The organism is Agrobacterium salinitolerans (assembly GCF_002008225.1).
GTDB classification, from domain to species: Bacteria; Pseudomonadota; Alphaproteobacteria; order Rhizobiales; family Rhizobiaceae; genus Agrobacterium; species Agrobacterium salinitolerans.
Window position 1 is genome coordinate 23,716 of record NZ_MRDH01000005.1, and the last position, 18,704, is coordinate 42,419.

18 protein-coding genes are annotated in these 18,704 nt (G+C 56.6%); 10 read left to right on the forward strand and 8 right to left on the reverse strand.

Annotated features, from left to right (window positions below):
* Positions 1 to 3: 3 nt before the first annotated feature.
* The 3 genes from BS627_RS02890 to BS627_RS02900 all read left to right on the forward strand — a co-directional run bounded on the left by BS627_RS02890 (position 4) and on the right by BS627_RS02900 (position 4,870).
* On the forward strand, positions 4 to 3,144 hold the full coding sequence (locus tag BS627_RS02890; protein WP_077981804.1) for an efflux RND transporter permease subunit: 3,141 nt from the start codon (positions 4 to 6) through the stop codon (positions 3,142 to 3,144).
* Between the two features lie 114 nt (positions 3,145 to 3,258).
* Entirely contained in the window at positions 3,259 to 3,882 is a 624-nt protein-coding gene (locus BS627_RS02895) for a TetR/AcrR family transcriptional regulator (protein ID WP_048903039.1), read from the forward strand.
* Positions 3,883 to 4,222: 340 nt separating this feature from the next.
* On the forward strand, positions 4,223 to 4,870 hold the full coding sequence (locus BS627_RS02900) for a hypothetical protein (RefSeq protein ID WP_077981805.1): 648 nt from the start codon (positions 4,223 to 4,225) through the stop codon (positions 4,868 to 4,870).
* A 255-nt stretch (positions 4,871 to 5,125) separates the two neighbouring features.
* On the opposite strand, the gene BS627_RS02905 is transcribed toward BS627_RS02900, so the two are convergent.
* From BS627_RS02905 to BS627_RS02925, 5 genes are all read right to left on the reverse strand, one after another.
* On the reverse strand, positions 5,126 to 6,445 hold the full coding sequence (locus BS627_RS02905; protein WP_077981806.1) for a Zn-dependent hydrolase: 1,320 nt from the start codon (positions 6,443 to 6,445) through the stop codon (positions 5,126 to 5,128).
* Between the two features lie 28 nt (positions 6,446 to 6,473).
* On the reverse strand, positions 6,474 to 7,976 hold the full coding sequence (locus tag BS627_RS02910) for an amino acid ABC transporter permease/ATP-binding protein (RefSeq protein WP_077981807.1): 1,503 nt from the start codon (positions 7,974 to 7,976) through the stop codon (positions 6,474 to 6,476).
* 55 nt (positions 7,977 to 8,031) lie between these two features.
* A complete protein-coding gene (locus BS627_RS02915; protein WP_245306964.1) occupies positions 8,032 to 8,868 on the reverse strand; it encodes a transporter substrate-binding domain-containing protein in 837 nt (278 codons plus the stop codon).
* Between the two features lie 74 nt (positions 8,869 to 8,942).
* On the reverse strand, positions 8,943 to 10,115 hold the full coding sequence (locus BS627_RS02920; RefSeq protein WP_077981808.1) for a M24 family metallopeptidase: 1,173 nt from the start codon (positions 10,113 to 10,115) through the stop codon (positions 8,943 to 8,945).
* 40 nt (positions 10,116 to 10,155) lie between these two features.
* Positions 10,156 to 11,355 carry a diaminopropionate ammonia-lyase gene (locus BS627_RS02925; RefSeq protein ID WP_077981809.1) on the reverse strand — a complete coding sequence of 400 codons (1,200 nt, stop codon included), beginning with the start codon at positions 11,353 to 11,355 and terminating at the stop codon, positions 10,156 to 10,158.
* A 104-nt stretch (positions 11,356 to 11,459) separates the two neighbouring features.
* On the opposite strand from BS627_RS02925, the gene BS627_RS02930 reads away from it, so the two are divergent.
* From BS627_RS02930 to BS627_RS24445, 4 genes are all read left to right on the forward strand, one after another.
* Positions 11,460 to 11,933, forward strand: a complete 474-nt coding sequence (locus BS627_RS02930; protein WP_022557458.1) for an Lrp/AsnC family transcriptional regulator — start codon at positions 11,460 to 11,462, stop codon at positions 11,931 to 11,933.
* Between the two features lie 727 nt (positions 11,934 to 12,660).
* Entirely contained in the window at positions 12,661 to 13,290 is a 630-nt protein-coding gene (locus BS627_RS24910; RefSeq protein ID WP_131829394.1) for an FAD-dependent oxidoreductase, read from the forward strand.
* Entirely contained in the window at positions 13,206 to 14,129 is a 924-nt protein-coding gene (locus BS627_RS24915) for an FAD-binding protein (protein WP_276327066.1), read from the forward strand. Before BS627_RS24910 ends, BS627_RS24915 begins: the two co-directional genes overlap by 85 nt.
* A gap of 124 nt (positions 14,130 to 14,253) precedes the next feature.
* Positions 14,254 to 14,403 (forward strand): hypothetical protein, encoded by a 150-nt coding sequence (locus BS627_RS24445; protein WP_022557454.1) that lies wholly within the window; start codon positions 14,254 to 14,256, stop codon positions 14,401 to 14,403.
* Positions 14,404 to 14,533: 130 nt separating this feature from the next.
* On the opposite strand, the gene BS627_RS02950 is transcribed toward BS627_RS24445, so the two are convergent.
* On the reverse strand, positions 14,534 to 14,905 hold the full coding sequence (locus tag BS627_RS02950; protein WP_022557453.1) for a winged helix-turn-helix transcriptional regulator: 372 nt from the start codon (positions 14,903 to 14,905) through the stop codon (positions 14,534 to 14,536).
* A gap of 93 nt (positions 14,906 to 14,998) precedes the next feature.
* Between BS627_RS02950 and BS627_RS02955 the strand changes: the two genes are divergently transcribed.
* Positions 14,999 to 15,742: an SDR family NAD(P)-dependent oxidoreductase gene (locus BS627_RS02955; protein ID WP_077981812.1), complete on the forward strand. Its 744-nt coding sequence runs from the start codon at positions 14,999 to 15,001 to the stop codon at positions 15,740 to 15,742.
* Complete coding sequence (locus BS627_RS02960; protein ID WP_077981813.1) at positions 15,739 to 16,293, forward strand: hemerythrin domain-containing protein; 555 nt, start codon at positions 15,739 to 15,741, stop codon at positions 16,291 to 16,293. The genes BS627_RS02955 and BS627_RS02960 overlap by 4 nt, the downstream gene beginning before the upstream one ends.
* 209 nt (positions 16,294 to 16,502) lie before the next feature.
* Here the strand turns inward: BS627_RS02960 and BS627_RS02965 are convergent, their stop codons facing one another.
* Positions 16,503 to 17,549 (reverse strand): LacI family DNA-binding transcriptional regulator, encoded by a 1,047-nt coding sequence (locus BS627_RS02965; protein ID WP_245306965.1) that lies wholly within the window; start codon positions 17,547 to 17,549, stop codon positions 16,503 to 16,505.
* Positions 17,550 to 17,800: 251 nt separating this feature from the next.
* Positions 17,801 to 18,286, reverse strand: a complete 486-nt coding sequence (locus tag BS627_RS02970) for a MaoC family dehydratase (RefSeq protein WP_022557449.1) — start codon at positions 18,284 to 18,286, stop codon at positions 17,801 to 17,803.
* Positions 18,287 to 18,414: 128 nt separating this feature from the next.
* On the opposite strand from BS627_RS02970, the gene BS627_RS24330 reads away from it, so the two are divergent.
* The gene (locus tag BS627_RS24330) at positions 18,415 to 18,660 is read left to right on the forward strand and encodes a hypothetical protein (RefSeq protein WP_131829395.1); all 246 of its coding nucleotides are present in this window, start codon (positions 18,415 to 18,417) and stop codon (positions 18,658 to 18,660) included.
* Positions 18,661 to 18,704 lie beyond the last annotated feature (44 nt).

The window sequence follows — 18,704 nt, forward strand, 5'->3', positions numbered from 1 at the left end:
TCCATGGCGCGGTTTTTCATAGACAGGCCCATTTTCGCCTGGGTCATCGCGATCATCATCATGGGCCTCGGCGTCCTGTCGATCATGAGACTGCCGATCTCGCAATATCCCTCGATCGCCGGTCCATCCGTGGTCATCGGCGCGACCTATCCCGGCGCATCCGCCGAGACGGTCGCGGATACGGTGGTGCAGATCATCGAGAAGGAAATGACGGGCCTTGACGGGCTGCGTTACATCGACTCATCGACGACCTCTACCGGTCGCGCCACCGTGACACTCACATTCAATCTCGGCACGGATCCCGACATCGCCCAGGTTCAGGTCCAGAACAAGCTCAGCCAGGCCGAAGCGAGCCTGCCTTCGGAAGTGACGCGTCAGGGTGTGACGGTTGAGAAATCGACAACCGGCTTCCTGATGGTGATCGCGCTGATCTCGGACGACGGAACCCGAAGCGCCATCGATCTCGCCGATTATCTGAACTCCTATATGGTCGAACCGGTGTCGAGACTGAAGGGTGTCGGCAAGGTCGAAGTGTTCGGGTCGGAATATGCAATGCGGATCTGGCTCGATCCACAGAAGCTGAAATATTACGGCCTCTCTCCCACGACCGTCATCAATGCCATCAGCGCCCAGAATGCGCAGATATCGGCCGGTTCCTTCGGCGCGATGCCGGCGCCGGAAGGCCAGCAGCTCAATGCCACCGTCACAGCCCAGTCGCTCCTGAAGACGCCGCAGGATTTCGAACGCATCGTATTGCGTGCCGATACCGATGGCGGCATGGTGCTGCTGCGCGATGTCGCGCGGGCCGAGCTTGGAACGGAAAACTACGAAATCTCCAGTTTCTATAACGGCAAACCGTCGTCAGGTATGGCGATCCAGCTGGCATCCGGCGCCAATGCACTTGAAACGGCGGAGTTGGTGAAGGCCAAGATGGCCGATCTCGGTGCGTTTCTTCCCGCCGGCGTGAGCTATGTCATTCCCTATGATACGACGCCGTTCGTCTCGCTTTCCATCGAGGCGGTCATTCACACGCTCATCGAAGCGATCGTACTGGTCGTGTTCGTGATGCTGATCTTCCTGCATAATTTCCGCGCGACGCTGATCCCGACGCTGGCCGTGCCGGTGGTTCTGCTTGGAACCTTCGGCATCATGGCGGCGCTCGGATTTTCGATCAATACGCTCACCATGCTCGCGATGGTTCTGGCGATCGGTCTGCTGGTAGATGATGCGATCGTGGTGGTGGAAAATGTTGAGCGTATCATGCGCGACGAGCATCTCGATCCCGTCGCGGCCACGAAAAAATCGATGGGAGAAATCCAGGGGGCGCTCGTGGGCATCGCCATGGTGGTTTCCGCCGTCTTCGTGCCCATGGCGTTTTTTGGCGGCGCAACAGGGGAAATGTACAAGCAGTTCTCGGTGACCATCGTCGCGGCCATGGCGCTCTCGGTGCTGGTCGCCCTCATCTTCACGCCGGCGCTTTGCGCGACGATGCTGAAGGCCCATGATCACAATGCCAAGCCGGGTCTTGCCAGCCGTTTCAGCAACTGGTTCGAGCGCAATTTCTCATGGCTGACGACACGATACGGCAATATCGTCAGGGCTTCGGCGAAAAGGCCTGTCAGGATGTTCCTTGTCTACCTGCTTCTGGTGGGTGCCATGGTCTTCCTTTACCAGAAGACGCCAACCTCGTTCCTTCCCGATGAAGATCAGGGAACCCTGCTCACCATCATCCAGACACCACCCGGTTCCACCGCGCAAAATACCGAGGCGGTTCTGGGCAAGGTGGAAAACTACTACATGAATGCCGAAGCCCAGAACGTCGAGTCTGTCTTCTCGGTTCGTGGTTTCTCCTTTGCCGGTCAAGGCCAGAACATGGGCATGATGTTCGTCAAGCTGAAGGACTGGGAAGAGCGCAAGGGCAAGGAAAACTCCGCCCAGGCCATCGCCGCGCGTGCCTTCGGGCCTCTGATGGGCGGCATCAAGGAGGCGATCGTGGTTCCGCTGGTACCGCCGGCGGTCACGGAACTCGGCAATTCCAACGGCTTTACCGCCTTCCTTCAGGCGCGTTCCGGCCAGAGCCACGAGCAGCTTCTGGAAGCGCGCAACATGCTGCTGGGTCTTGCGGCCCAAAGCCCGAAGCTTATGGCCGTCCGGCCGAACGGCGTCGAGGATGCTTCTCAGTTCGAACTCAACATCGACTGGGGCAAGGCCGGCGCTGTTGGCCTCAGCGCTGCGGATGTCGGGTCGTTCCTGACCACCGTCTGGTCGAGTTCCTATGTGAACGACTTCCTTTACGAGGGACGCATGAAACGCGTTTACGTGCAGGGCGAGCCCTTGGCACGCACAGGGCCGGAAGATCTTGCTCTCTGGCGGGTGCCGAATGCGAATGGCGATTTCGTCGATCTTTCAACCATCACCAGCCAGAACTGGGTCTTCGGCCCTCAGCAGGTCAGCCGTTATGACGCCCTGCCCGCCATGTCGATCGAAGGGTCGGCGGCTCCGGGTTTCTCCTCCGGTGAGGCGCTAGCGGAGATGGAGGCGCTTGCCGCGAAACTGCCGCCGGGCTTCAGCCTGCAATGGACGGGAATGTCGCTCGAAGAAAAGGATGCCGGTGCCGGCGCCCTACCTCTCTACGGGTTGGCGTTGGCAACCATGTTCCTTTGCCTTGCGGCTCTTTATGAAAGCTGGACCATTCCCGTTGCGGTTCTGCTCGCCATGCCGGTCGGTATTCTCGGTGCGCTTCTGGGCGCATGGATCGGCGGGCAGTCGAACGGCGTCTACTTCCAGGTGGGTCTTCTGACCGTGGTCGGCCTGACGGGCAAGAACGGCATCATGATTGTCGAATTTGCGCGAGAGCGAATGGCGCAACTTGGCGAAAGCGCATTCGAGGCGGTTTGCGAGGCGGCGAAGCTTCGCTTCCGGCCGATCCTGATGACGTCGCTTGCCTTTGGCCTCGGTGTCATTCCGCTGGTCATATCGACGGGCGCCGGCGCCGGCGCGCGCCAGGCTATCGGCTTTGCCACCTTCTTTGGAACGGTGACGGGGACTTTGCTGGCGATTGTTTTCGTGCCGGTCTTCTTCGTGCTGATATCGGGAATATTTAGCCGCAGAAGCGTGAAGGCGGCGGAGCCGAAAACCGCCTGAGGTCGATGCATTGCCGTCCCGTCGTGATAAGTTGCGGCGGGACGGGGTTTGCTTTTGCCGGGCTGGTCCATGTAGGAAAGCAACGGCGAAATTCAGACATGGGAGTTTAGAGACGTGAGGAGAACCAAGGAGCAGGCGGCGGAAACCGGTCGCCAGATTTTGCAGGCGGCAGAGACCCTGTTTCTGGACAAGGGCTATGACAATGTCAGCCTAGAAGAAATCGCTGCTCTTTCCGGTGTGACTCGGGGTGCTATCCATTGGCATTTCAAGAACAAGCACGGGCTTCTGCTCGCTCTCCGAAACGAGGCGCAGGAACCGTTTCGGCGATTTGCCGACGAACTTTCCGAAGGCCGCAGCTCCGCTTCCATCGAAAAACTTGGCGACATCATAGCCGACACCTTCAGGCTGCTGGAGAAGGATCCGCGTCAACGCGGTCTGCTGCGGGTGATGATGCGGCTCGATATCGTTCTGGCGGAAAAGGATGAGGCCGCACAAAACACGTTTCCCGAGGAAATGCATGAATTATTCGTGCGCATATTCAGGGCAGTCGAACGAAACCCCGGAATGGTGAAACCGTGGACGCCGGAAAAGGCTGCCTCCATGCTTTATGCGGCCATGGGCGGTCTAATTACGGAATGGGCGCTGAGCAAGAGCGTCTTTACACTTTCCGAAGACGGGAGCCTTCTGGTCGCGACTTTGCTCGCCGGAGTTCAGCAAAAACACCAAGGCCTCAACTGAACCAATCCTGACAGAATTACAGCAGGCAAATTACGTCCGACATGCGCTGGTGACGGAAAATGACTAGGTTCGAATTTACAAACGTGCTGTATGTATATATAAAGATATGGCTACTGTTGCCCCGGATAGCAGGCCTGGTTGGCCGGTATGATCCCGAAAACGCACCGGTTGCCCAATCGAGGAGGCGATTCCGAAAATGATGAAGGATCGGGAAAATATTTCGCGCCAGTCCCTTGCCCTTCGCGGCAGTCTGGCCGTTCCCACGGGTTACGGAGGTTCTGTGCCTGCTCCGTCTTCGACAAACAGGGCCCTGACGTATCGTCCCCTGCCGTCAGGGACAATGATGTCCGCAACGCCCATTGCAGGACATCGGACGGGGCACGTTTTCCCCCACCAGCGTGCCCCGTCGCTTCTCCCGCGGCTTCGCCGCCTCATCCGCAGTGGCCGGGAGGTCGGCCACGACCGCTTCAGGAAACCGTCCGACTGGCTGAGAGTCGTCGCGCTTGGCGTCATTCTGGTCGATTTCTCCGTGTTGTCCCTCGCCAACAGGTTGCTCGACCGGAACTTTGAGGGTTATCTGCCGGGCCTCGGGCCAATGCTGGGCGGATTGCTGTTTGCAATCATCATCATGCGGCTTGCGCGCCCCGCATTTTATCCGGACTGGATTGCCATCGGCGCCCTTCAGGCAGCGATGGGGTGTATCGTCTGTGTTGATCAGACCCTTCGGTCGTCTACAGCTTTTCTGCTTTTCTGCTGTCTGTTTCTTGGTCTTTCGTTATTGCGGCTCTGGGTTGGAGAAACGATCCGTCCCCACCGGGGTGCTCCATCCCTGCTGGCAGGCGGCTTGACAACCCTCTTTTTTGTCGCATGGGTCGTCGTGGATCGCTCCTTTGGACTTGGAGGGGGCCCGGACATCATTCTGGCGGCCGATCTCTTGGTGGCGGGTTTCACCATCATATCGTTTGGATTTTCCCTTCGCGCGCGCTAAACGCACGTTTCGAATGGTGTCCATCCTGCCGACAATAAAATCGGGACAATCCTTTCCCGAGGATCGACATCCTCCTCGCTATGTACCTGTGCTTCTGGCGGCTTCAAAAACCTGGGTAAAAGAAAGGGCCGTTCGCTCTGGATCGGCTTACATAGAGCAAAGCTGGTGATCGAGCGGAAATCTTTAAAATACCGGATTTGGTTGAACTGTTGAACGAAGCCGCTCAGATCTGCGGGAGTATAGCAGATACAAAAGTCATTGATTTCGCGTCCCATGTTGTGGTTTGTTCCGTCTCTCCAACTTGGAATTGTTCCACTCCGTCTTGTCATCTGGTTGCTCAGCGTCCGAGAGCGACCGCACAACGTCCAACAGCACGTTTGCCCCGGTGATTAAGTCCTCCTCGGGAGTGAATTCCTTCGGATTATGACTGACACCACCGATGCTGGGTACGAATATCATGGCGGTAGGCGCGATGCGCGCGATCATCTGGGCATCGTGGCCCGCTCCCGAAGTCATCCGCTTGTGTCTATATCCCCGCAAACTGGCCTTCTGCTCGATTAGCTCGACGATGTTTCGGTCGAACTGGACCGGTTCGAACCTTGCAAGACGTTCAACCTCGACCGTAACGTCCTCGTCCTTTTCTAACTGCTGTAGAAATTCCTCAAGTGCCGCCTCTTCTTGCCTGAGCCTTTCCGCGTTCGGGTCTCTAAGGTCCACCGTGAAGGTGGCGCGGGAGGGGATGACGTTGATAGCGTTAGGCTCGAAGCTGATCGTTCCAACTGTCGCAACCGTCGGGCTATTCGATGCCTGTGCCCGATCGCGCAAGAACGTGATCACCCGGGCGGCAGCCAGCCCCGCGTCTCTCCGCATCGAGATAGGTGTTGTCCCGGCGTGATTGGCATCACCGCTAATAACGATCCTCTGCCAGGAAATGCCTTGCAGGTTCTCTACAGCGCCGATCGCGATGCCTTCGCGCTCGAGTACGGGGCCTTGCTCGATATGGAGTTCGACATATGCACGGGGTTTCAGAAAGCCTGGCTCCTCCGGTCCGGCATACCCAATCTCGGCTAAACGCTCTCCCAGAACCGACCCGTCCGCCCCGACAGTAGACAGTGCAGCCTCAGCGGAGATACCGCCGGCGTAAACCAGGGACCCCATCATGTCGGGCGAATAAAGAACGCCTTCTTCATTGCAAAAAGCCGCAATAACGATCGGTAGGGCCGGCTTCGCGCCCATTTCCTTCAGCGTCTGAATGACCTCCAAACCCGCCACAACTCCGTAGCAGCCGTCGTAGATGCCCGCATTGATGACAGTGTCTATGTGAGAACCGAGCATCAGGACGGGGTGGTCTGGGTCTACGCCATCCGGATTCCAGATCCCAAACACGTTGCCAACCTTGTCTACGGCGACATCAAGGCCGGCTTCTTTGACCCATTCGACGAATTTATCCCGTCCGAGCCTGTCTTCGTCCGAACCCGCAAGTCGGACTAGCGAACCGTCTTCCGTTCGGCCGATAGATCCAAGCTCCCCAAGATGACGGATGAGGCGCGGACCGTTGATCACATCTGCGGGCATTTCTTTGTCCTTTCAGTATCAGCCGGCGCTAAATTCGAACGAAGTCGGACAGTCTGGCATCCTGTTTGCGCTTCTCAATCAGCAGCTCGGGCGAGCCGTCGAAAACGACCTTGCCGCCTTCCATGAAGATGATGCGGTCCGATACTTCGATGGCGAACTTCATTTCATGGGTGACGATCACCATCGTCCGTCCGGATTTGGCGAGTGCTGCCATGATGCGCAGCACCTCGCCGACCGTCTCAGGGTCAAGCGCTGAGGTGGGCTCGTCAAACAACATAATTGAAGGATGCATGGCCAATGCCCGTGCGATCGCGACACGCTGCTGCTGACCACCCGACAGCTGATGAGGGTACTTGTTCTCATGCACAAGCATCCCGACCTGCTGCAACTGATGCCGCGCTTCCTTCCTGACCTCTTCAGACGAGCCGCGCTTGTGATAGGCCGGACCCATCATGACGTTTTCGAGCGCCGTTTTGTGCGGGAAGAGGTTGAAATTTTGGAAAACCATTCCGATGCGGAGTGCATCTGCACGGTTTTGCCGCACGTTGAGGCTTTCTTGCGACCCCGCCAGGAACGGGACGCCGTCAACGTAGACAACGCCCTTATCCAAAGTCTCCAAACCGTTTAGCGAGCGGATAAGCGTGGTCTTTCCGGATCCCGACGGGCCGATGATGGAGACCACTTCGCCTTGCTTCACGGTTAAATCGAGCTCTGCAAACACGGAATGGTGGCCGTAAGCCTTTTCACCACGCTCAAGGCGAACTGCGGGAGCGTTGTTCGAGGCCGATCCCGAAACTTCGGGCTTGAATGAAGACCCGCTGTTGGAATCCCCTCCCTCGCTCGTCAACTGTGCCGTCCGGCGGGAGAAGTCCAAGCGGCGTTCGAGGGCCTTCAAACCGAAGTCGAACACCGACACGATGAGGACGTAATAGAAAGTGACAGCCACCATGGTTTCGATGACAAGAAAGTTCTGGGTGTAATACCGCTGGCCAACCAGCAAGATTTCGGCAAGCGAGATCACAGACACCAGCGAAGTCAGTTTGACGATTGAAATGAACTCGTTGGCCAGCGAAGGAAGGGCGATGCGCAACGACTGCGGGATGACGATCTTGCGCTGGATACCTGTAGTGGAGAGACCGAGAACCCGGCCCGCCTCGTACTGGCCCTTTCCGACAGCAACCAAGGCACCGCGGTGGATTTCCGCAATATAGGCGGTCTCGCTCAAAACGAGCGCCAACAGACCAGAAATAAAGGGCACCGACAGGAGGCCCGAAGTTGATGGAAACGCCTGTGGGAGATTGTAGACAAAAATAAGGAGGACCAGAAGTGGGAGGCTCCGGAAAAACCAGACATAAAGCGCAGCCGCCCGTCTGACGACAAGGTACGGTGACCGGTCGGCGAGAGCGACGAAGAAGCCGAGGACGACGGCGATGACCCAGGTAGCGACGCTCAGTTCGACGACTGTCAGCGACGCATTCCAGAAATCGCGACTCCAAAGGAGCCCTAGTGTGTAAGACCAATCGAAAGCCATATTTCACATCCATTCAAGAAGGCCCCGGCTTGTGAAGGCCGGGGCGTGATTGGCTTTAGTTGCTCTCGGCAAGAGCAGCGGCGAACTCGGCGTCGGTGGGAAGTGCCAGATTGTACTTGGCGAGGACGGCCTTATATTCCTCCGTACCCTTGATCGCTTCGAACTCCTTCTTGATGCGCTCGAACAGCTCATCGTTACCCTTCTTGACCGCCATACCGATCACAACAGGGAACAGTATTTCCGTAGACGTGATCTTGAGCCGATCCTTGGAGGCCACGACCGCCGCTTTCGCGACGCCGGCATCATCGAACACCACGTCCGCTCCACGCGCCAGAAGAGCTTGGTCTGCCTCCGCAGAAGTTGCGTACTCCTTCACGTCCATCGGGTTGGAGCCGCAGGACGTCTTGGATACTTTCAAGAGTTCCGGGACCCAGGCAGCGCCCTTGAGATTAGCCACCTTCTTGCCGCAGAGGTCCTCGGGCTTCTTTGGCGCGAAGGTGTCGTCTGCTCGAACGAGGAGCGAGCCACCGGTCTTAGCGTAGGGTACGTACTCGACGACTTTGGCACGGGCAGGGGTCACATAGAGTGCCGACGCAATCACGTCGAAGCGGTTTGCCTGAAGCCCCGGGATCAGGCTTGCAAAGCGGATGTCCTGGAATTTGGGCTCGAGCCCAAGCTTTGGCGCAAGCAGAGACATGACCTCGGCGTCGAAGCCTTTGGTGACACCGTCTTCGAGGTAGTCGTAAGGGGGGTATACCTGGTCTGATCCAATGGTGATCTTTCCAGGTTCAATCGTCTTGAGATCAGCGCCATGAGCAGAGAAGCTGCCCATGACGAGAGTTGCGAATGCGGCCATAAGAGTGAGGCCGTTAGAAGCGAGTGTTCTGTTCATCGAGATTCCCCTTTTGTTGGACGATAATGCGTTAGCGAGTTGGAGTTGTTTCCCTCCGTTTCCTCCCACTGCCATCAGTTGATGACGGGCATTTCTCTTGGCGCGCGTTTCGTCAGAAGACGCGGTCCATCGCTAGTGATGGCGATGTTTTCTTCGTGCACGATCATTTTCCCCGGGGCGTATTCCATGCCCGGCTCGATGGTCAGCACCATGTTTTCCATGATGACCGTCCCGTCCCCGAGGCGATGCGACGGAGGCTCCGTCAGCTGAAGCCCAAGGCCGTGTCCAAGGCGACCTACGTTGTTTCCGATCGCGCCAGCCTCTTCAATGATTTTGGACATCGCACGGAAGACTTCGTCGGTGGTGGCACCGGGAACCGCAGCGGCGATGCCAGCTTCCGTGGCAAGCCATAGTGCGTCGTGGACGCGACGGGCGTCATCGGAGATCTTTCCGACGGCATAGTTGCGGTCGAAGTCGCAGAAATAGCCGTCGAAGGTCGAGCCCGTGTCGATGAACAGGACGTCGCCTTCCTGAATCGCGCGATCGTGGGGCCCGCAAACAATCTGGGCTACTCCGCCCGGTCCCGAAATCGCCGGCATGAAGGGTGTAGCGTCCGCGCCGCGGCGAGCGATGTCGATGCGCAGCTTACGAGCGATTTCGCGCTCGGTCTCGCCAGCAGAAATCTGTCCCGGCAAGGCTTCGTAGGCATCGCTGGCAATCTGGCAGATGTAGTTGATGTGCTCGATTTCGGCGGCCGTCTTCACCATACGGATTTCCCAAATGCACGGCGAACCATCTGCGATCTCTGACGAGAGACTGTCGCGCAGCTTCAGAAGGTCAGAAACGGGCATGCGCAGAGACATCTCTCTGCCCATCTCGGCCCCAACACGACCGTACTTTTTCGGGAAGCTCTCGATCGTGGACTTGAGGAGAGAGATGCCGTCGTCTTCGGGCACGGGAGCCGGCCATGTTCGGATGTCCTTCATCCATGTAAGCGCCATTTCGGGCGCGCCGATTTCCGGGATGACCGCGACCGGATCACCTTCCAGACCAACCACGATGAACCAGGGGCGTGTCGGGCTTTCCCAAAACTGCGAGTCGAAGCCCGTGAAATAGCGGACATTTGGGGGCGCGGAGACGACCAATGCGTCGAACTTGTGCTTGTGCATGATCTTGCGTGCACGTTCGACACGGCCTTCGAATTCGCCTGCGGAAAAGCCACGTTTTGGAATTTGGAGTATAGACAAGGTCGGTTCCCTTTTTGTGGTTGTAAACTTGGGTTGCGGTTCAACTGACGCGTTTGACTGCGCGGTTCGAAACCTGTTCCGGCGCGCTTCCGACAATGCTTTCGTAGGAAGCGGGGTCGGTTGCGCCTTCGGTGTTGATGAGGAGGATGCGGCTGTTACGGTCCATACCGAGCTTGGTGCGGGCCTGAGAGTCGCCTGCTACTCGCAGCAGTCCAGCTAAACCGGCCGCGCCGCTTTCGCCGGCGACGACAGGATTGTCGCGGTCCGCCAACCGGCGCATTGCATCTCGGGCGTCGTCTTCGGAGACAGTCATGAAGGCACTTGCAACGGCGTCCAGAATACGCCAGGCCACGAGAGAAGGCGTGTAGCACTCAAGCATTGCCATGATCGTGGCTTCACCTGGTTCAAACGCCGACAGTTGGCCGTTTTGTGCAGAGACGAGAAGGCAAGCCGCGCGATCAGGCTCCACGATGACAGTCGTCAGATTATCATGGCCGATGTTCTCACCGACGTTTACAGCGATGCTGCTGGCGAAGCCGCCAACGCCAGCCTGCAGGAACACGTGCGTGGGCGGCTGGACGGAAAGCTGCTCCATCTGAGTGAGCGCCTCACGCGCCAGGATCGTGTAACCTTGGCTTACGATAGAGGGGATCTCTTCATAGCCCGGCCACGAAGTATCCGAAACAAGCTGCCAGCCTTTCTCGCGGCTGACGCGTTCGGCCTCCTCGACGGAGAAATCGTAATTGCCGTCGACACGAACGACTTCATCAGCACCAATGGCATCTGCGCGTGCCTGGGTGACGCCCTCATGAATGAAGATTACCGATCGGCAGCCGAGGATTTTCGCTCCCGCGGCGACCGACTTTCCATGGTTCCCATCTGTCGCGCAGCAGAAAGTAACGCCAGGCGCGAATTTGCGGGCGGTCGGAGACAGAAGTTGCGTGACAGAAACAGTCTGATCAAGTTTCTGCTCGAGAAGTTTCTTGAAGATGGTCATGACGGCGTAAGCGCCGCCGAGCGCCTTGAAGCTGCCTAGGCCGAGCCGCTGCCCTTCGTCTTTTATGTAGACGCCAGCCACGCCGGCGAGTTCAGCAATCTCAGGCAGCGGGATCAAGGGAGTAGACCTCTCGTCTCTCCAAAGCGATAGGTAAGGACGCACCTTCTCTGGCGCACCGGCACCGAGAAGCGTTTTGTCCTCCGACGTAAGCTGGTTAGGCTGGGGATTATGGAAGTGGATCATGTTCGCTCCGCTTAACTGTGAGCGATAAATTATTTCATTTCGTAGTTTTTTTGTTCGCAAAGTTCGGTATTAATTTGCAACAAAATTGCAAGGACTACGCCAAAATGGATAAGAGCAAGCCATCGATCGATGACTTTGATCGCAAGATTCTGAGGATGGTGCAGGCGGATAATATGACATCGCAACGCACGATCGCCGAAAAGGTAGGGTTATCCGCACCTGCCGTCGCCCGTCGCCTGCAACATCTTCGGGAAAGCGGCGTCATCCAGCGGGATATTGCGGTCTTGGACGAGAGGCTGGTCGATAGGCCCCTGACCATCATCGTTCACATCACCACTGAAAACGAGCGGCTCGATCTCTTGGACGGTATGAAAGAGCGATTTTTAAAGTGCCCTCAGGTTCAGCAGTGCTACTACGTCACTGGCGAGATGGACTTCATTCTCATTCTCAACGTGCGTGATATGGCTGAGTATAACGAGGTCACGCGCACGACGTTCTTCGAGGGCGGCAACGTCAAAAGTTTCAGAACCTGCGTTTCGATGGAGAACGTTAAGACGCACGGCGGTCTCCCGTTGTAACCGTCAGGAGCCCGGGAATGCTCCTTTTCTCGCTTCGACCACCTCTGCCACCAGGTTCAAGACCCTTCTACCGCCGTATCGTCTTTTTTCTCCGCGATATTCTTATACGAGAGTGAGAGGTTGCGCAGGTCCGTGGGAGGATGGCGGAGGCAAAAGTTTCTCGTTCCGAGGCTCCGGCGACGGTGGAAACATCAGGCAAGCTCCCCGGAATCATGCAGTTTCAGACGGTACTCTCGGCACTCTCGAGCGGAGTCGCCAGTTTGTCCTCCTTTTCCCGTAGCAGTCCAGCATCGTCCCCTAATTTGGCTGAAGTGTTCTTTTTAGTCCTAACCGGTCTCGTGGCCGCTAGGTAGGGAATTCGACGGACTCCTGATCCTCATTGGATCGGCCCAGTTTCCTAAAGTATACTTGAATATCGAAAACGTGCCTTCTTGAACAATACGCGAATGTCGATAAGTAATTACTTAGTTTCTAGCAGATACAGGAGTTTACGAATTATATAAATCATATCCCTTTCTTGATGTGCTGGATAATTTCGCCAGCGTCGACATAGAACGATAGGTCATCCAACAGCTTCTCATGGAATGTGATTGGGTCGTAGCGATGGTGAATTATCCGACGGACGTGCGCACGGTGCAACAGGCGTAGTCGATCCTCTTCCACGAGTACATGTATCTCAAAGCAGGCCTCATGGCTGAATTTCAACCCCATCAGAAGGTCTTTCCTTATGTCAATCTGCAAGTATAGCTCTTACGATATCGTCATTGCGGGCAGCGGAGCGTCTGGCTGTGCCGCCGCCGTCCAGGCCGGACAGGAAGGACTGTCGGTGCTTCTGGTCGAGAAGGCCGACGCGGTGGGCGGTTGTGGTGTTTTTACTGAAGGGCTGCTGGGCCTTCAAACCGCCGAAGCAAAAGCTCAGGGTATCGATATCACCCCGGAAGAGGTCTTCAAGGAGGAGGCGGAGTTTTCAAAATATAAGGCAAATCTCCCTATCCTGCGAAACCTCATCAATGCGAGCAACGACACCGTGGAATGGCTGAGAAACCTTGGCGTCAGCTTCGATCCGATCACAGCCATGGGTCACGGAAAACCGGTGATGCAGCCTTACAAAGGTGGCGGCTGGGCCGTCATCAACGACGCTCTGATCCCTAATGCGAAGAAGCTGGGCGCAGAGATTTTGACTTCCACCGCGCTTGTGGAACTTCACGCCGACGAAGCCGCGACATCGAGGGCGTTACGCTTCGAAACGAAAGCACCGGCGAAACCGAATTCATCGCCACCCGCGCAGTCGTTGTGGGAACCGGGGGATACATTAACAACGAAGAAATGCTCCGTGAATACACGAACTACGACATAGACCGCTTCGTCCCTCTAAATCACGGCCACGCTACAGGTGACGGCTCCCGGTCAATGTGGTCCGTCGGCGCCAGAAAGCATCGGGTTGGAACGCTCATGGTCTATGGCGCTTTTCTGAAAGACTCCGAGCAGCCCACCTTCGCCATGATGAACCATCTGACCAACGCTGCCGCGATGCAGCCGTTGCTCTGGGTCAACGAGAAAGGCCTGCGATTTGTCAACGAAGACGTCGTCTTCAACATGGTCATGGCCGGAAATGCAAATCTGAGCCAGAATAAGGTGTTAAGCATTCTCAGTCAGGACAATGTCAATCGCCTGATCGAAGTCGGGAATTTCGTCGGCATGGGTCTGGCGGTCCGCAACGGCGACAAGCTGGATCAACTGCAGCACCTAATCGACGGGGCCGTGAACGGACACAAGACCTATATCCAGAAGGCTAACAGCCTGCCTGAGCTGGCTGAAAAGCTCGGTGTTCCGGCGGATACATTGCAAAAGACGATCGCCGACTACAATCACTACGCCGAAACCCAAACGGATGAGCAGTTCGGCAAGCCCGCCGAGTATCTGCTGAAGGTTGAAGGTGGCCCGTTCTACGGATTTGTGCTGAGCACCTGCGGCTTCTGCTCGATGGGAGGCGTCGAGGTGAACACCAGGAACGAGGTCATCAGCGAAGAAAATGGGGCGATCGGCGGACTGTATGCGACAGGCAACGAATCGTCCGGAATGCTAGTTGGCGATTCTTACGACTACACCAATGGCGGACTGGCGGTGAGCTATTCGTTTTACTCAGGGCGAAATGCTGCTACCAATGCCGCTGCGTATCTCAAGAAACGGGCCTGATTCTTCTTCCCGCGCGGTGTGCTAGTGATGCCGCGTGGAAAGCTGGCGGCTGAATAGTGCGCTCACCGCTACAACTATCAGACTACGACAATATCTTTTGGTCGAGTTAAGGGAAAACCTAAGAATGCAGGAAAAGAAATCCAATTCTGACTTTTGGTATTATCTTGTCGTTGGAAGCGGCAATGTGAATCAAGGTCTTGCGCGAATTATGGGCGCAATACTGGCGATAATCGTTTGTCTCGGCACCCTATTTTGGTCGATCTGGCCGGTGTGACCTCTACTTTTGCTGCGCTTCTACCGCAGGCTTCGCGGCAGAAGCTTTCGAAGCGGCACAATGAACTATCGCCAGGTGCGACGGGAACACCGCCTGCGGTTAAGCTTTATCGCGCCCTATGGTCAAATCTCTAACTGTTGTTGCGAGATTCATAACGTGAGCGTGATTCTTCCACGGCCGCCGAGTTCTCTATGGCCCAGTTCTGCACCGCATCGAGCGGCCCAAGCAGCGTCGTACCGAGCGGCGTCAGCGCATAGTCGACGCGGGGAGGGATTGTGGGCGTCACCATACGCTCGACAATTCCATTCTTCTCCAGTTCCCGCAGTATCGAGGTCAATGATTTCTGCGTGATACCGCTGACCTCCCGCATTAGCTCGGAGAACCGCTTCGGACGCTCCGAGAGCAGCGTGACCAGCAAGACGGCCCATTTGCTGCCAATGGTCTGCAAAAGGTGGCGCACCGGTGCACAGCCGGGATTCGTGTGATCGAGATGTGGTTTCATCGAGGATACTCCGGTTGCGTAGAAGTGCCGTCTAGCAAAGATACAACCAGCAGATAGGTATCTACCAGTTTCTTTAATATACGGAGGTATAAAATGGCAATCACTTATGAGCAAGTACCTTCGCTTGCCGGCCAGCTCGTGGTGGTAAACGGAGCCACCGGCAATGTCGGAGAAGGCATCGTGCGCTCCTTCCTTCGAGCTGGGGCACGGGTCATCGCCCTCAGTCGCAACAGTGAGAAACTCGACGTGCTGCGGAGCTATCTCAAGGATGAGAACCTTGAGCAGCTTGTCGCCGTGGCGGGTGGCACAACGACCTTCGATGGCTATCGCGCGCTGGCAAACGAACTCGCCGAAACGCATGGCGCGATCGACCATGTTGTATCCAGCGTCAACACGGGATGGTCGCAGAGCAAGGCGGTATGGGACGTCAACGAGGCCGAGTTCGATAAATACGTCCTTCCCAATATCAAGGCTCATTATGCCGCTTCCCGTGCCCTAGGACCGCATTTGCGCCGAGGTGGCAGCTTTTCCTTTATCGCTGGCATGTCCGCAATTCTGCCTCTCCCGGGCATGTCCTTGATGGGTATCCTCGGCGGGGGACAGCTCATGCTTGCGACCGACCTTCAGGCCGATGCCGACGACAGATTCCGGGTCAACACGCTCGTTCTCGGCATTGTCGTCTCGCGCAGCCGTCCGCAAGGGAAGCCCGATTGGATCACCTCGGACGATGTTGGCCGTGTGGCAGCCCATGTGGCTGCTTCTTCGGTGAAAGGGCAGCAACTGAGGTTGGACGATAAGAGCGTGGCAGCAAGAACGGTGGCGGGCCTATCGGGATGACCGTCACTCTGATCGATGAAACCAAACGACCGAAGGCGCCGCCCATACCAGGCGCTACAGAAGAGCATCGCCAGCGCGGCCGGCATCTGGCCGCGATGCACCGCATTCACATGCGCGAGTTGGATAGGGTGCGTTCGCTGATCAACCAGATCGAGACGGGAAACGCTGCGCCTACGGCACTAGGCGCGGCCGTGCACCAGTTACAGATGACCCAGAACTATAAGGCGTTCGGCACACTTTGCGGCCATGAATGTCGTGCCCTGACTTGGCACCACACATCAGAGGACAACGACATCTTCCCCATTTTGCGCGCGAACGGCACCTATGGCCTGCGTGCCGTTCTCGATCAACTCGCTGCTGAGCACAAGATCGTCCACGAACTGCTCGAAGACCTTTGGGAGAAAGCCCAGGCGATCCACGCTAATCCCGGCCCGGAGACCTTCGCGCCCCTGCGCAAGACGTTCGATACGCTCGATGCCGTCATCCGCTCGCACTTCGGCTATGAGGAAACTCAGCTTGAAGAAGCGCTCGGCTTCTACAATGCGCTTTGAAAACAACGCTGCCTACAGTCGCTGTTGAGCGAGTTCGTGGCGGAAAAATGCCTCTCAGTTCGCTATAACGTGGCGGACCTACGAGCAGTCCCAATTGCTAGTCATCAAAGACGGACGGAATGGCCCAACTTCGGCCAGTAACAGGGCCGCCTGACCTACCTGTCAATTAGGGACTCCGACGTCCCGATGACGTTTCTCGTAGAGACGCGCTAGTCAGCAGGCGCGCTTGCCGTCGAAGACCTTATGCTCAAACCCGCAGGTAGTTCGGTTTCCAGGGGAATAGGCTGACCGTTCATCGCGCGATTGAGGTAATCGGCGGCGATGCGGCCGATCTCGGCCGCCGGGTTTTTGACCGTCGTGAGCGCTGGGTCCGATTCTGCTGCGACGTCAATGTCGTCAAATCCTACAACGGAGAGATCATCAGGGATGTGAAGGCCTTTTCTACGAGCCTCCGACATCGCCCCAAGCGCCAGTGCATCCGTGGTGCATATAATTGCCGTCGGCACGGTCGCGAGTTCGAGCAGACCCGCGAGGCCGCGCCTGCCGTTTTCAATCGTGGGCAGTTTCACCTCAACGACATTATTGAGGGGCAGGGGAACGCCTGCTTCGGCAAGTGCCTCGCGAACGCCGTCCAAACGGGCCTGTGATCGATCGTTCTGAAGCACGGTGTTGGCAATGATACCGAACTTTTTGTGCCCCAGCTTGAGCAGCAAGCGGGTCAGTTCTCGACCAGCCGCCCTGTTGTCGATCCCGATCGCCGGTATGCCGTGGCGGGATCTATTCGTGTAGGTCGTAACCGTTGGGATGCCCTGCTTCTTTATGAGTCTCAAAGCATCTAGCGAAAACGTGTCGCCGACGAGGACGAGTCCCGCCGCTCCGTAGTCAAGCAGTGTCTTGATCTGCTGAAACTCCCTCTCGATATCGTATCTCGAACTGGACACGATCAAAGAGTAACCCAGTGTTTCGAGCTCATCTTGCAGCGCTTCCACGCCATCAGAAAAGATTGCGCTACCGCCGATCGTGGGCACCACCGTACCGATCGTGTGACTACGTCCCGAGCTGAGGGCTTTCGCCATCCGATCCGGCGTGTAGTCCAGCATGTCGATGGCCTTCTGCACGCGTTCCCTTATCTCCGGACGCACTATGTCCGGTTGATTGAGGACGCGTGATACGGTCGATGCCGACACGTTCGCCAAGCTTGCGACGTCGGAGAGCTTGGCTTTCTTCGTCGCGGTTGGTTTGGGAAAGTGGCTCATGGTCATGTTCGTCAACGGGTGCTTAGCCTTGCTGATCTATCAATGATTTCGACTTCAGTTTCAACCTACCCACGATCATCAGCCTGACAGGATGCGCCGTGTGGCAGACTTTTGCTCTTTCAGGCTTGCTTTGACGGCCTCAGGTGGAAACTGTCAATGCTTCGGTCCGATGCTATTGCCATACTTTCGAACCGACCGGTTTAAGTCCTAGGAGTAGCAGGCAGACCCTAGGCAACAGGATCGAATTCAAGCTACGGGGTCACCTTCGCTTCCGCCACGACGTCGGTATCAAGCTTCGTTTCCGAATTCGGGACCCATTTACCCAAATGTTCGCCAACGGCGACGAGGACGCCATCTTGATTGAGAACCTTTACTTCCGCTCGCGTTCGACCGCGAGCCTCGTCGACCTCACTCACGGTGTAGATGACGTCAACGGTATCACCGAAGAACACGGGAGCCAGAAAGCGTACCCGATCATACCCAAGGGATACGGGCGTGAAATCAATGCCTTTCTCCAGGCTGCGGTCCATCATAAGGGTAGACGCAGTCGACATGAAGCCTACCAGCAGAGCCCCGTGGGCTATTCTGCGCCCATACTTCGATTTACTCATGAAGGCTTCATTGATGTGATTATGCGAGAAATCCCCTGTTATTCCCGCGTACATGTAGACGTCGGCCTCGCTAACGGTTTTGGAAAACCGGACGGTGTCTCCGATCTCAGAGTAAATCGATCGCATATTCCCCTCTCCACTCGCTCAAAGCCCACCTGATAGGCGGGCTATAAGCTGGTCACAAATCCTGTCGCGCGAGGCGGTCGCCGAGCGCTCTGACATCGCTTTCTGAAAGCGCTTGCAGAATTGCACTATTGCAGCTGGAAAGCAAGCTTGCTGTTACGCCCGGTCTAAGTCCGCCTCGTCATCAGGAATTCAATTTATGGCTCGATGGAGAAAAGCTTTCGCTTAAATTGAATATCGCCAAATACCTGATTATACGTAATAATTCCTTGCGAAAAGGCTTCCTGGATCTTCGTCATGCAGCACTTCTGGAAGCGGCAAGTGCGGCAAATTATAAAAATCTGTTGCAAAGAAATTTGAGTCTGCGTACGTTCTGAGAGCGATTTCAGAAATCGTCTTCAAAGAAAAACGGGAACAAGAC